The 14,148-nt window shown below is 57.9% G+C and carries 7 protein-coding genes and 1 rRNA gene; 2 read left to right on the forward strand and 6 right to left on the reverse strand.

Features of this window, described 5'->3' with window-relative positions; genetic code table 11:
* The first annotated feature begins 158 nt into the window (after nt 1–158).
* Nucleotides 159–2,108, forward strand: a complete 1,950-nt coding sequence (locus tag C8275_RS03615; protein WP_106484134.1) for an LTA synthase family protein — start codon at nt 159–161, stop codon at nt 2,106–2,108.
* Nucleotides 2,109–2,243: 135 nt separating this feature from the next.
* Here C8275_RS03615 and C8275_RS03620 read toward each other — a convergent pair whose 3' ends face one another.
* From C8275_RS03620 to C8275_RS03645, 6 genes are read right to left on the reverse strand one after another with little or no spacing between them, the layout of a single operon-like run.
* On the reverse strand, nt 2,244–3,815 hold the full coding sequence (locus C8275_RS03620) for a PKD-like family lipoprotein (RefSeq protein WP_106484135.1): 1,572 nt from the start codon (nt 3,813–3,815) through the stop codon (nt 2,244–2,246).
* Between the two features lie 20 nt (nt 3,816–3,835).
* A complete protein-coding gene (locus C8275_RS03625) occupies nt 3,836–4,573 on the reverse strand; it encodes a DUF4843 domain-containing protein (RefSeq protein WP_022384181.1) in 738 nt (245 codons plus the stop codon).
* A 21-nt stretch (nt 4,574–4,594) separates the two neighbouring features.
* Nucleotides 4,595–6,058, reverse strand: coding sequence for a RagB/SusD family nutrient uptake outer membrane protein (locus tag C8275_RS03630; RefSeq protein ID WP_106484136.1), 1,464 nt, complete (start codon nt 6,056–6,058; stop codon nt 4,595–4,597).
* Between the two features lie 21 nt (nt 6,059–6,079).
* Nucleotides 6,080–9,475, reverse strand: a complete 3,396-nt coding sequence (locus C8275_RS03635; RefSeq protein ID WP_106484137.1) for a SusC/RagA family TonB-linked outer membrane protein — start codon at nt 9,473–9,475, stop codon at nt 6,080–6,082.
* 29 nt (nt 9,476–9,504) lie between these two features.
* Nucleotides 9,505–10,674, reverse strand: coding sequence for a FecR family protein (locus C8275_RS03640; RefSeq protein ID WP_106484138.1), 1,170 nt, complete (start codon nt 10,672–10,674; stop codon nt 9,505–9,507).
* Nucleotides 10,675–10,691: 17 nt separating this feature from the next.
* Nucleotides 10,692–11,252 carry an RNA polymerase sigma-70 factor gene (locus C8275_RS03645; RefSeq protein WP_106484139.1) on the reverse strand — a complete coding sequence of 187 codons (561 nt, stop codon included), beginning with the start codon at nt 11,250–11,252 and terminating at the stop codon, nt 10,692–10,694.
* Between the two features lie 1,253 nt (nt 11,253–12,505).
* On the opposite strand from C8275_RS03645, the gene C8275_RS03650 reads away from it, so the two are divergent.
* A 16S ribosomal RNA gene (locus C8275_RS03650) occupies nt 12,506–14,039 on the forward strand.
* The last annotated feature ends 109 nt before the right edge of the window (nt 14,040–14,148 follow it).

The following is a 14,148-nucleotide window of genomic DNA, read 5'->3' on the forward strand; positions in this document are numbered from 1 at the left end:
TAATGTCTTTGTAACATGCCTTGTTTCCCGCTTTTTTGTGCTACTTTTGCGGCGCCGGCAAGGGAGAGGCGGTGACCCGGTGGCAACAGGCGCCGTGTGTCCCGTCAGCCCCGTACGTCCGGATAACCATAAACCCCAACCATCATAAACTTAAAACAATGAAAAGATTCCTCCAGTCGTTTGCCTACCTGCTCGCGGTGCACGTGACGGGACTCGTGCTGCTCACGATGTTCCGCGTGTTGTTCTGGATAGACGTCCGTCCGCAGGTGCCCGCCGAGCTTCGTGAAGATGCGACGCTGACGCTGACCGCCTTCGTGCGCGGGCTCTGGTTTGACAATGTGATCGCTTGCTACGTGCTCATCCTCCCGCTGGCGGTGCTGTGCATCGCTGCCCTGTGCGACTATTACGGCAAGTGGCTCTTCCGCTTCATCCAGACCTTCTTCACGGTGTTCTACGGCATCCTCTTCCTGTCGGCTGCCGCCAACATCCCCTACTTCCTCTACTTCACGAAGGTGCTCAACTCGTCCATCTTCAACTGGTTCGAGTACGGGACGACCACTGCCTCGATGGTCCTGGGCGAAAGCTCCTACTATGTCTACCTGTTCTACTTCGCGGCGGCGCTCTTCCTGTTCTGGTTCCTGACGAGCCGTTACCTGAAGCTGCTACGGCGTCACCTGTCCGAGGCGCACATCCCCTGGGGGCAGCGCGGCGGCATCCTGCTGGTCTCGGCCTGTCTCATCGGACTGTGCCTCTTCGGCATCCGCGGACGCATGGGCTATAACCCCATCAAGGTGAGTGCAGCCTACTTCTGCCTGAACCCCGTGCTCAACCAGATGGGTCTGAACCCGACGTTCAACCTCATGGCGAGCGTGGTCGACGACCTGCGTGCGGAGAACCGGACGCTGCACCTCATGGACGGCGAGGAGGCCGTACACCGTGCCTGCGCCTACCTCGGGCGGACGGGCATCGAGGGCATCTCTCCCCTTGCCCGGGTCGTACAGCCCGACTCGGTGCCGTCGCGCCGCAACGTGGTGCTGGTGCTCATGGAGTCGATGTCCGCCAGCCTGATGCAACGCTTCGGCCAGGAGGCGCAGCTGACGCCCTGCCTCGACAGCCTCTACCGTCATTCGCTCTCGTTCGCCAACTTTTACTCCGCCGGCAACCACACGAACCACGGACTGTATGCCACGCTCTATTCCTTCCCGTCGGTGATGAAGCGCAACGCGATGAAAGGCTCGGTCATCCCCACCTATTCGGGTCTGCCCACCGTCCTGCGTGACAACGGCTACGACACGATGTTCTTCATGACGCACGAGTCGCAGTACGACAACATGAACGCCTTCTTCCGTACCAACGGCTACGAGGAAATCTACTCGCAGGAGAACTATCCTGCCGACAAGCTGGTCAGCAGCTGGGGCGTGCAGGACGACTACCTCTTCACCTATGCCCTGCAGGTGCTCAACCGTCACGCCGCCACGGGCAAGCCCTTCTTCGCCACCCTGCTGACCATCAGCAACCATCCGCCCTACATCCTCCCGCCCGACTTCCGTCCGAAGAGCAGTACGCCCGAACAGCAGATTGTGGAGTACGCGGACCGCTGCGTGCATGACTTCATGGAGGCGGCGTCGCGCGAGCCCTGGTTCGACAACACGCTCTTCGTCTTCCTGGGCGACCACGGCAAGATGGTGGGCACCGCCGACTGCGAGCTGCCGCAATCGTACAACCACATCCCGCTGATTATCTACGGACGGGGCATCACCCCCGAGGAGCGCACCGACTTCGCCGGACAGGTCGATGTGGCACCGACGCTCCTGGGAATGCTCGGCATCGGCTACACGCAGAACAACTTCGGCGTCGACCTGACGCGGGAACGCCGCCCGGCGATGTTCTACACCGCCGACAACACCGTGGCGGCACGCGACAGCTCCCACCTGTATGTCTTCAACCCCACCGTCGGGCAGGAGTTCTGCTATGACACGTCGGCAGGCACACCCGTCGCCGTGGAGATGTCCGACCCCTACCGCCGGCTGAAGGACTACTGCTTCTCCATGCTGCAAGCCACGGAACAGCTCGTGCAGGAGGGTCGCACGGTGGACCACCGGAAGTGACATCCCGCGGGACTCCCGATAAAAAGAGGAGGCACGGATACACAGCGTAAAGAGATTCGCTCTGTGTGTCCGTGCCTCCTCTTGTTGTCTCCCGGTGCGGTCGTCACCGGGAGAGAGGGCGTCCGTGCTTCCGTCTTACCAGACCTTGTACATCAGTCGGCTGGCAACGCCTTCGCCGCTCATGACCTTCTCGGCAGGCAGCGTCACCTCAGGCTGGTTGGTGTTCGGGATAAGGTAGAAGTAGCAGTTCCAGGCACCGTCCTTGGTCGTCATGATGATGAGGTAGTTGCCTCCGTTCCAGCCGCTGTTGCACACCATGTAGGTGATGCGCTCGTCGGCTGCCACATCGAAGAGCTTGAACTCGCGCTCGTCCAGTCCCGGCGCATCGCGGTAGTAGTAAATCTCGTTCCCGCGGGTGAAGTAGACGAAGTCTCCCACGCCCGGAGTCGCCATGAACTCGCTGTCGAGCAGCATGCTTCCCGCCGGCACCTCGTTGTAGGACTCGAAGAGGTTGCTCGTCCCGTAGGGCATCTTGCCCAGGCGGTAGCGGTCGGTGTCCAGCTCGTGCATGAGGATGTAGGTCTGCCCGTCGTAGTTGAGGCTTCCGGAGAGCTTCACGATGTCGGCGTTCATGTTGCCCGGGTCGATGGTCTCGCCATCCAGCTCATATTCGCTCAGGGCGTTGACGTTCGACGAGGTGCTGTTGGGCATGTAGCGGTAGAAGCCCTTGCCGTTGTTGTCGAAGAGGACCACGTCGCCCGACCATCCGTAGGGGATGATGGCGGGGTAGTAGGAGTGGTCGCTCGGCTTGAGAGTGTACTTGCCGATGCTCTTCGGCGTCATCGTGCCCACATACTTGTATGCCGTCCCCAGTACGCCGTAGAGCTCGTTGCCGTCGATGAGGAACTGGTGGTTGAAGGTGTCGAAGAAGAAGAACGCCTGCGGGTTGTGGCTCGTGGGCGGGGTATAGAACTGCTCGTCGTAGTCCTTGAGCGGAATCATGTCGCCTCCACCCTGGAGCACGAGCATGTCGCGGTCGGTCACGAAGTGCCATGCCTCGAGCAGTTCGATGTTGGTCGTACCGTACTCATCGACCACGGGGTGGCAGTAGTTGTACTCCTGCCAGGCGACTGCCACGGGGTTGCCGTGGAGCGTGCAGCCCGCCAGGGCAATCATGTTGCGCGTCGGTTCGGAGCCTTCTGCCGGATAGGCGTCGGGGAAGAAGTCCACGTCCGCCACATCGTCCTTAGCCTTCATGATGTACCATCCGCGGTTGAAGGACGAGGAGCTGACGGTCAGGTTGATCTGGCTCTCCTTGAACACACCCAGCTCGTTGTCGGTCACGCGGAAACAGAGAATCCAGTCGCCCGACTTGAGCGTGAGGCTCGGCAGGTCGAGGTTCTGCTCGGTGCCCAGCTCCACCCGTTCGTCGGTCGTTACGCCGCTGATGTTGGGGAAGGCGTACCAGAGGAAGCTGTAGGCGCCGCTGCCTCCTTCGAGTCCGCTCACTTGAGCTTCCACATGGAAGGCGTCGCCCTTGACTCCGCGCAGGAAGTTGTCGTTCTCCTCCGCTTCAGGGACGGAGATGTTGACGGGGAACATTTCTTCGGCAGGGATGTAGGTGTAGTTGCCTTTGTCGTCGATGCAGGATGCGGTGCCTGCCAGCGCCAGCAGCATCGTGAGGTATGCAAGAGGTTTACGTATCATAATGGTTGGTTTACGGAAGGTTAATAATCGAAGGATACGGGGGTGCCGTCCGCCTCACACAGCGGGTTGTCGGGGTGTTCGGCGTTGTACTCCTCCAGCTGTTGGGAGCAGACGGTGTACATCCAGCTGCCCAGTCCCGGGTCGAGCGGACGCTCGTTGAAGTCCTTGTAGCCGGTAGCCTCGATGGCGAAGCGCAACTTCTCCGGTCCCCATGACGTGCCGAGGTAGTAGCTCCAGTAGCTGTCCCAGATGGTGGGCTTGATGGCGGTATCGGTGATGGTCACGGTGTAGGTGCGCCAGGCGTCGATGCCCGGACGGAAGTACTCGTTGCCCTGTACGGCAAGCACGAGCTTGTAGGTCGCCGCCTTGAGCGACTCGTCGCGCAGGAGGATGACGGGGATGAGGCGCGACACCTCCCCGGCGCTGATGCAGATGGAGTCGCGCACCTCTGCATCGTCAAAGGGGACGTAGTGTACGCCCGGCTGTGCGGCATCGGCGTCGCCGCTGTTTGCCTGTACGAGGCTGAAGGGACGGCTCTGGTCGGAAGGCATGCCCATGGTGAGGGCTTCCACCCAGACGGTGTCGCGGGGGATGTGCGAGTCGAGTGTGAAGAACGAGTAGGCGATGCTGTCGGCATCTTCGTGGTTGAAGTAGATGGCGGGGTCGTTCTGATAAACCTCCATCTCATTTTCCGTACAGGCAGTGGCGGACCCCAGCAGGGCTGCCAGGCAGGCGAGTGCAGTGTATATCTGTTTCATGATGTTGTGCGTTTGTCGGGGTTATTCGAAATCGGTCAGTCCGTCGGGCTTGGGTACGACGAGTGCGTTCTGGGGCAGCGTGTAGGAGCTGGGCCAGGTGTAGGCGGTGTAGCCGTGACGCTTGTAGAAGTAGAAGAGCTGTCCCTCGCCGTAGAACTCCTTGCGGTATTCCTTTTCGAGGAAGGCGACGATCTCGCTCTCGGTCGTGAGCGTGCCCTCGATGGCGGTCCGGGTGAGGGAGCGTGCCACGATGTAGGGGTCAAGCCATGTCTGCAGCTCGGCGATGGGGGCATCCTCCATCAGGATGAAGTACATCTCCACGGAGCGTAACAGGGGGACGCGGTTCGAGCTGGCGTTGGTGTTGTTGCCGGTGTACTTGCGGAAGTGGGTGATGACGCTCTGCTGGTAGGTCACCGTCTCCCAGTAACGGCGGTTGCGGTAGCGGATGTCGCTGTTGTGCACGTCGCTCTCGTAAGCCACGTCCAGGGCGCCTTCATCCTGGTTGAGGCTGGCGGTCTGTGTGGAGAAGAGCGGTTCGACGATGTCCTGCAGGTCGGGGTTGTCGATGTCGAAGAGGTGCTCGTCATACATCACCAGGTCGGAGCCGCTCTGCGAGAGGGTCTCTTCGGTGGCGAGGGGGAACTTCTCCGACTCGATGACCTGACGGGCATAGGCGGCAGCCTGCTCCTTGTCGCCCTTCCAGTGATACATGCGGGCGAGGGTGCCGAGCACGGCGTAGTAGTTGAAGCGTCCGTGGCGGAAGTACTGCCATTCGTCCTCGGGCATGCCCTCCGTACCTATATAATAGGTGTCCTCCAGCTGGCGCATGGTGGCGGTCACGACGGGGTCATACTCCTCCAGGAGGGCCTTGGCGTCGAGCAGGTCCTTCTCCATGAGCGTGAAGACCTCGCCCCACGTCTTCGACACGAGCTTGGAGGTCTCGTTGGTAATCTCCGTCACGTAGGGGACGGCAAGGGTGCCGTCGGTAGCTGTCTGCGGCATGGGACCGAACATGCGGAGCACGTCGAGGTGCAGGAAGGCACGCAGTCCGAGCGCTTCGCCGCGGAGCAGCTTGTCGTTGTTGTAGCGGAAGGTCACGTCGGTCCGCTCGTCGAGGTTCTTCAGCAGGTCGTTAAGCTGGGCGATGGAGTTGTAGTAGGTCAGGAAGATGGAGCTGACCAGCGGCTCCACGTTCTGGTGGGTGTAGTCGAAGCGGTTGATGGCGTAGAGTACGTCGGTGTTGAGCGACGGGTCCTTCCACAGCCGCGCGAGGGCGTCGGTGAAGTACATGGTCGTCTGCCGTCCGTAGAGTCCTTCCTTGGCGATGTTGATGTAGACGCCGTTGAGCGCCTTCTTGAAGCCGTCCTCACTCTTGTAGAGCTCTTCGCCCTTGATTTGCGAACGGGGGTTCACGTCGAGCCAGTCGTTGCAGGCGGAGCAGAGGGCGAGCAGGAGGAATAGTATGGGATAATATGCTTTTTTCATACGTCTGTTGGTGTTGAGGGGTTAGAATCTGACTGTGAGTGAAAGCGAGAACTTGCGGGAGAACGGATAGTCGGTACCGCGTTCGCGCTTGATGGTCGACTTGTAGAACAGGTCTTCGAGGTAGCCGTTGAGCGCCAGGTAGGAGATGCCCAGGTTGCGCTGTGTCCACTCGGTGGGGAACTCGTAGCCCAGGTTGAGCGAAGAGCAGTAGAAGGCATTGTCCTTGAAGACGAAGCGCGAGGTGGGGCGTGTCTCGGTCATGTCCTGCACACCCTTGTAGAGCGCTACGTCGCCCGGCTGGCTCCAGCGGTCGTAGAGCACGCGGCGGTCGGCATTGCCATAGGGTGCAATGTTCTCCACCTTCGAGGCGAGGGTACTGTTGTAGGACTTTCCTCCCCAGCGGTAGCCGAAGACCATGTTGAAGGTGATGCCGCGCCAGCGGATGTTGCTGTTGAGCGTACCCTGTATCTTGGGCTCTGCCACGCCGCAAGGCACCTGGTCGGCAGCGTCCCATTCGAAGGTTTCCGTCCCGTCGCGCTTCACGAAGATTTCCCGTCCCGTGCTCGGGTCGATGCCCTTCGAGGGAACGGCGTAGATGGTGTTCATTGACTCGCCTTCGCGGTAGATGAAGCTCGGGTTGTAGGAGTCCTGGTTGAGCAGGTCTTCGTTGAGGTTCTCCAGCGAGTTGGAGATTTCCTTCACCTGGTTCTCGTTGTGTGCCATCTTCACGCCGACGGTCCAGCGCAGGTCGCGTTCCACGTCGCGGATGAGCTGTGCCGAGGCGCTGAGCTCGTAACCGCGGTTCTGCACCTTGCCGACGTTTGCCTTGTAGCTCTCGAAACCGCCGGAGATGGGCATGTTCACGTCAGCGAGCAGGTCGTTGGTAATCTTGTTGTAGACGTCGATACTGAAGGTCAGCCGTCGGTTGAGCAGCTCCAGGTCGAGACCGAAGTTGTACTGCGAGGTCTTCTGCCATTGCAGGTCGGGGTTGCCGTATGCCATCAGGTAGACGCCGTACCAGTTCTGTGTGCTGATGCCGCCGAAGTCCTGATAGGAGCGGATGGAGAGGTAGGAGGCGAAGTTCTGCGAACCGGTGATACCGTACGACATTCTCAGGCGGGCGATGTTGATCCACCGCAGGTTCTCCATGAACTTCTCGTTCTGGATGTTCCAGCCCACACCCGTGGACCAGAAGGGCGCGAAGTGATTGTTGGCACCGAACTGGGAAGAGCCGTCGTACTTGCCGTTCAGGTCGACGAAGTAGCGCCGGTCGTAGGTGTAGTTCAGGTTGAACAGGGCACCGAAGCCACGCGAGATGGATTCCGTTCCGTAGGGGCGTCCGTCCTGTTCATACTGGTTCGCCATGCCCAGGAAGTCCATGTTGTCGACCGAGATGCCTTCACCCACGATGCTGTAGTTCTCTGCGCTGGATTCGTTGACGGTGATACCCAGTCCTGCAAAGAGCTGGTGCACGTCGCGGAAGGTCTTCGAGTAGTTGAGCGTGAAGCGCCCCTCGTAGCTCTGCGAGTCCCCCGTGCCGTAGGTGTACTGTCCCTTCCGCTTGTAGTCCTCCCCGGTGTAGGTGTCGAACATCGTGTCGCTGGCAGGGTAGTAGAGGTCCGAGCGGCTCGTCTGCTTCGTGTAGGAGAACTGTCCGCGCAGGAAGAGCTCGGGCAGGATGTACCACTCGACGGAGAAGTTGTTGGTGATTTCGGTGTACTCGCTGCTGTCCTTCCGCGGGAGGTAGGCGTTGTAGAGCGGGTTGTAGACTGTGTTGCGGTCGCCGGTCATCGGGTAGTAGAAGTCCTCGAGCGTCTTCTTCAGGTTGCCTTCCTCGTCGTAGGGCGTGTAGTAGGAGTTGAGGGCACAGTATTCGCTGAAGGAGCCGTAGGGCGAGTTGTTCGAGGTGGTGTTGGTGATTTGCAGGTTGTTCTGGAAGGTGAAGTTCTTGTAACGGTATTGCAGGAACATGTTGCCCGAGAGCGTGTTGCGGTCGGACCCCTTCATGGCTCCCTCGACGTTGTTGTAGGTGATGGCGGCACCATAGCGCAGGTGTTCGTCGCCTCCCTCGATGGAGACATTGTGGCGCGAGCCGACGCCCGTACGGATGGGATACTTCATCCAGTAGGTGTTCACGCCGCGTTCCACGTCCATGCGCCGCTGGTTGTAGAGCGACTTCAGGTCCTGGTCGGTCTGGACGTCGTCTGCCTCATACAGTCCGGCGAGCCGTTCATACTCCAGCTTCTCGCGTGCGTTCATGAGGTTGTATGATGTCAGGTCGGGCGCTTCCACGCTGAGGGTTCCCTTGTAGCTGAAGCGCAGCTTGCCCGGTTCGATGGGTTTGCTGGTGATGACCACGACGCCGTTCGAACCTTTCGAACCGTAGAGTGCGGTGGCGTTGGCGTCCTTCAGGAGGGTGATGCTCTCCACCTGGCTCTCGTCGAGGTCCATGAAGCGCGTCAGTGAAATCTCGAAGCCGTCGAGGATGAAGAGCGGCTGGTTGGCGGTGCGCTGGTTGTCGGCGCTCACCTGCATGTCCTGCACGTCGGTCGGCAGCGCCGATGCACCACGGATGGTGATGCTGGGCAGGCTGTTCGGGTCGGAACCGATGGCGAGGTTGTCGGCAATGTTGAAGCTCGGGTCGAGGTTGCGCAGGGTCGAGATGAGGCTGCGGTTACCCGACTCCGACAGTTGCTTGTGGGTGAACGTGCTGGCGGCACCCGTATAGCTCTCGCGGGTGCTGTTGAAGATACCCGTCACGACCACCTCGCTGAGCTTCTCGGCGTCGTTCTTGAGGACGATGTTGCGTGTCACGTCGGTGGTACCTGCGGCGATATGCACCCGCTGGGTCTCCATGCCGATGTACGACACGATGAGGGTGGCACCCTCTGACGGGACGGCAATCAGGTATTTTCCGTCGACCGAGGTGATGTTTCCTCCCTCTTCACCTTCCACGCGGACACTGACGCCCGGCAGCGGTTCATTGGACTCGTCGAAGACGTAACCGCTGACGCGGCGTTTCTCCCGTGCCTGTTCCGGTTGCGGACGGTCCTTCCGGCTGACGGTGATGAAGTCCTTCTCCATCCGGTAGCGGATGGGCAGGTCGGCACTCAGGCGGTTCAGGATGTCGGCGACGGTCATCTTCTTGCCTCCGGTGTTGAGGGTGGCGGTCAGCCCTTGCAGGTCTTCGGTGTTGAAGTTGATTTTGTAGCCCGACGCCTGGCTGATCTGTTTCAGTACCACAGCCAGTGAGGTGTTGTTGACTTGCAGCGTGATGGCCTGTTGCAGGTTCTGCGCTTCGGCAGCGGCAGGTCCCGCGAGCAGGAAGGCTGCCAGGACGTACTTCATCGAGTGCTTGCCCAAGGGGAAGCCCCGGTGGAGTGGATGGCAGGACGAGGTGTTCTTTCTCAGCTCCATAGTGTGTCTGTGTTATAGGGGTTAATAGTTCAGTTGATTGTCAGGGTGTGTGCGTCCAGCGAGGCTTTGACCTTGCCCAGCTCGTTGAGGGTGCTGACCACGTGGGCGATGCTCTCCCGTCGGTTGACCCAGAGCGTGAAGTGGTAGTCGGCAGCCCGCGGGTCGGCGATGTCCACGGTGAGGTTGTACCATTCGCCCAGTGCGCGGGCGATGTCGGCGAGGGAGGCGTTGTCGAAGTAGAAGTAGCCGTCCATCCATGCCGTGTAGACGCGTGTGTCCACTTCCCGGATGCGGATGCTTCCGTCTTCGTCCAGTTCGGCGTTTTCACCCGGACGCAGCAGCAGGTGGTAATGGGGGCTGGCGACGGCAAGCTTCCCTTCCACGAGGGTGACATGCGGACGGCTGCCTTCGTAGGCGCAGACGTTGAAGCCCGTTCCCAGCACCTGTGCCTCCAGTCGGGGCGTCTGCACGATGAACGGATGTTCGGGGTCGGGTGCTACCCGGAAGTAAGCTTCTCCCGTCAGCCGGACCACGCGCTCCTCTCCATCGAAGTGCGAGGGATACTCCAGCGTACTCTCTGCGTTGAGCCAGACGGTGGTCCCGTCGGCGAGTACCAGCCTGAAGTCTTTTCCCCGAGGTGTTCGCAGGGTCTGTTGCCGGGGTTCGGCGGACGCCGCCTGCTCTTGTCCGTACGCCAGCTCCGTTCCGTCCGTCAGGGTAGCACCCAAGGTAGAGAGCGTGTCAGCGTCCGTCTGCTTGGAGAGGACGAGGACACTCTGTCCCCCGTCATCGCTCAGTGTGATTTCCTGCGGATGAGGGTCCATCCGGGTGAGGGTGAGGACTTCCGGTTCCGACAGTCGGGAGTGTATGCCCGTGCCAATCCACACGAGCAGGCAGACTGACGCTGCGATGCCGATGAGGCGGACGGTCAGCTTCCGGTGTCCCGGACTCTCGTGAGCCGCCCGGGGTGTGAAGGCGTGTCTCTTTTCACGGACGCCCCGTTGCAGGCGTTCCCACTCTGCCTGTGTGTCGGGCAGGGCATCTTCGTTCATGCCGATGGCGTCGTACATCGCCTTGAGCTGCGTGTACAGTTCCCGGTGCCGTCGGTCCTTTATCCACCGACGGAACTCCGGTGTCAGCTCCAGCTCCCGCTGGGCGAGCACCTTCAGGGCATAATCCAAGTCGTTGTCATGTTCCATGTTTCCTCATGCTTTGCCTATAGAACGGAGAAGGCATGCAAAAGGAGTACAACGACGGGTGAAAAAAATTCTTTTTGCTGACGGAGCTGCTTGAGGGCGCGTGCCATGAGGGTCTTGACGGTCAGCGGACTGATGCCGAGATGTTCTGCCGTCTCCTTGTAGCTGAGGTGGCGGAACACACAGTCGGTAAATACGCGCCGTGTCTGCGGGGGAAAACGTCGGATGGCTGCCATCACCCGTTCGAGAACCTGTTCATAGTCCTCGTAGTCGTCTTCCTCGCGGACGTCGTCCTCCGGACGCTGGAGGAGGTAGTTTTCCTGCACCCGGTTCTGTCGCAGATGGTCGATGCAACGGCTTCGGACGAATGTATACAGCAAGGTGAGAAAGGAAGAGTTGTCGGCATAGCGGTCGAAGTGTTCCCAGAGGTAGCAATAAGAGTCGTGTACGATGTCCTTGGCACACTCCTCATCCTGCACATAGCCGCAGGCATGCACATACAGCTGGTGGAAATGTGATTTGAATAAGTCCTCAAACAGGATATTTCTCTCCGACTCCGACATTTTTTCGTTACAAGACATGTTTGTGTTCGGTCGCAAAAATACGTATTTTTAGGATAACATGATAAGCAGACGGATGAAAAAAGCAGACGAACATCCGGCTTTCCCGTGTGCCTCCTTCACTTATCCTCCATTTGTTGTGCCGGATAACATTTTGCCATGCTTTTAGCCTCTTCACCATACAGAAACATCAAAATCCCCCTTTTCCGCTAACTCGTCCTTTTCGAAAATCCGATAATCTGGAGACGAAACGTGAATGATTGCAAACGGAATGCCCGAAAAAAGCCCTTCATTTTAGAAAACTATACATTTCATTTTCGAAAAACAGGCAAAACGTGCCCGGAACAATATTGTTTCGCGCGCCAAACAATATAGTTTGCCGCGTCAAACAATATAGTTTCACCTGCCAAACACAATTGTTTCGCGCCCGGAAGTCAAATCTTTGGAAATTGAAACACAAAAACACCGGGTTTCCTTCTCCAGAAGGTGTGCCGTGTCAACAAATCGGAAGGTAATAAAAAGGGAACCATTAGGAACCGAAAACAGAAAAAGGACACCCATCCGTTCCCAACACCCTCCGGAATGTTGTTCCAGCACCCCTGCCTGCATCAATCTGTATTTTGCAAATCGCCCGAGAAGGCCCTCCGAACCCACCAAATCGTATTTTGGTGCGAGGAAAGACATTATAGCCCCCTTCGTTTGACATTTTGTCAAAACGTAATTCCGGAACGTCCACCCCACGAATGTAGGGGCGACCGGTCTGGTCGCCCATAATAACGGGGCAATGATGATTGGACCGGGCGACCAGACCGGTCGCCCCTACATTATTATATGTATCTCCCAGACCCGTCATTTCTGTAATTCCCTTTTAAAATGTAAACAAACGCAAATAAGCACCCTATTCTCTCCATACCAATCCGCCATTTCTCACCCGTTTCCCCGTCACATCCACGAAACAATCCCTGAAAAACATGTTGTAAAACATATCTGTGAATGAAACCCTTAGGAGAAAGCCTCAAAAAATATTCAAAAAAAGTGCGAAGAATGTTTGGAGTGTATATGCAAAAGCTCTACCTTTGCATCCGCTTTCGATAAGGAAAGCCGCTGCAAAGCGTTAGATACTTGAAAAGAATGCAACAAACAGACAAGTAGTACAAGAGCTCTGCTGATGATTGGTAATCAGCGGAATGGGTATGAAAGGTCAACGTCAAAACCTGGACAATAAGTCAAAAGGAAATCGGAAATCCGGGCAAAAGAGATTAAAGAAATTCATTACAATGAAGAGTTTGATCCTGGCTCAGGATGAACGCTAGCTACAGGCTTAACACATGCAAGTCGCGGGGCAGCATAGAGTTTCAGCAATGAAATTCGGATGGCGACCGGCGCACGGGTGAGTAACACGTATCCAACCTGCCCTTTACTCGGGGATAGCCTTGCGAAAGTAAGATTAATACCCGATGGCATTGGATTCCCGCATGGGGATTCAATTAAAGGTGCGAACCGGTAAAGGATGGGGATGCGTTCCATTAGGCAGTAGGCGGGGTAACGGCCCACCTAACCGACGATGGATAGGGGTTCTGAGAGGAAGGTCCCCCACATTGGAACTGAGACACGGTCCAAACTCCTACGGGAGGCAGCAGTGAGGAATATTGGTCAATGGGCGCGAGCCTGAACCAGCCAAGTAGCGTGAAGGATGACTGCCCTATGGGTTGTAAACTTCTTTTATAAGGGAATAAAGTCGCTTACGTGTAGGTGTTTGTATGTACCTTATGAATAAGCATCGGCTAACTCCGTGCCAGCAGCCGCGGTAATACGGAGGATGCGAGCGTTATCCGGATTTATTGGGTTTAAAGGGAGCGTAGATGGGCTTTTAAGTCAGTTGTGAAATTCTGCGGCTCAACCGTAGGACTGCAGTTGAAACTGGGAGCCTTGAGTGCAGTTGAGGTGCATGGAATTCGTGGTGTAGCGGTGAAATGCTTAGATATCACGAAGAACTCCGATTGCGAAGGCAGTGCACCAAGCTGTAACTGACATTGATGCTCGAAAGTGTGGGTATCAAACAGGATTAGATACCCTGGTAGTCCACACGGTAAACGATGAATACTCGCTGTTGGCGATACAATGTCAGCGGCCAAGCGAAAGCATTAAGTATTCCACCTGGGGAGTACGCCGGCAACGGTGAAACTCAAAGGAATTGACGGGGGCCCGCACAAGCGGAGGAACATGTGGTTTAATTCGATGATACGCGAGGAACCTTACCCGGGCTTGAACTGCAACCGAATGTCGCGGAAACGCGACAGCTAGCAATAGCGGTTGTGGAGGTGCTGCATGGTTGTCGTCAGCTCGTGCCGTGAGGTGTCGGCTTAAGTGCCATAACGAGCGCAACCCTTGCCGGCAGTTGCCATCAGGTAAAGCTGGGGACTCTGCCGGGACTGCCATCGTAAGATGCGAGGAAGGTGGGGATGACGTCAAATCAGCACGGCCCTTACGTCCGGGGCTACACACGTGTTACAATGGGGGGTACAGAAGGCCGCTACCTGGCGACAGGATGCCAATCCCGAAAACCCCTCCCAGTTCGGACTGGAGCCTGCAACCCGGCTCCACGAAGCTGGATTCGCTAGTAATCGCGCATCAGCCATGGCGCGGTGAATACGTTCCCGGGCCTTGTACACACCGCCCGTCAAGCCATGGGAGCCGGGGGTACCTGAAGTACGTAACCGCGAGGGTCGTCCTAGGGTAAAACCGGTGACTGGGGCTAAGTCGTAACAAGGTAGCCGTACCGGAAGGTGCGGCTGGAACACCTCCTTTCTGGAGCTTCAGGATTCCGAATAGGATGGAGACCTTTCTATCCGGTCTTGTACTGCTGATGTTTGTTTGTAAAGATATGAAGGAGAACCAGAGAAGCCGGGCATTGTCC

It is taken from the genome of Bacteroides sp. Marseille-P3684, from assembly GCF_900291465.1.
In the GTDB taxonomy this organism is placed as follows: Bacteria; Bacteroidota; Bacteroidia; order Bacteroidales; family Bacteroidaceae; genus Phocaeicola_A.

Excerpts from the sequence above, each read along its gene's own strand:
- C8275_RS03615 (WP_106484134.1), top strand. The coding sequence starts at position 159 with ATGAAAAGATTCCTCCAGTCGTTTGCCTACCTGCTCGCGGTGCACGTG.
- C8275_RS03620 (WP_106484135.1), bottom strand. The coding sequence starts at position 3,815 with ATGATACGTAAACCTCTTGCATACCTCACGATGCTGCTGGCGCTGGCA.
- C8275_RS03625 (WP_022384181.1), bottom strand. The coding sequence starts at position 4,573 with ATGAAACAGATATACACTGCACTCGCCTGCCTGGCAGCCCTGCTGGGG.
- C8275_RS03630 (WP_106484136.1), bottom strand. The coding sequence starts at position 6,058 with ATGAAAAAAGCATATTATCCCATACTATTCCTCCTGCTCGCCCTCTGC.
- C8275_RS03635 (WP_106484137.1), bottom strand. The coding sequence starts at position 9,475 with ATGGAGCTGAGAAAGAACACCTCGTCCTGCCATCCACTCCACCGGGGC.
- C8275_RS03640 (WP_106484138.1), bottom strand. The coding sequence starts at position 10,674 with ATGGAACATGACAACGACTTGGATTATGCCCTGAAGGTGCTCGCCCAG.
- C8275_RS03645 (WP_106484139.1), bottom strand. The coding sequence starts at position 11,252 with ATGTCTTGTAACGAAAAAATGTCGGAGTCGGAGAGAAATATCCTGTTT.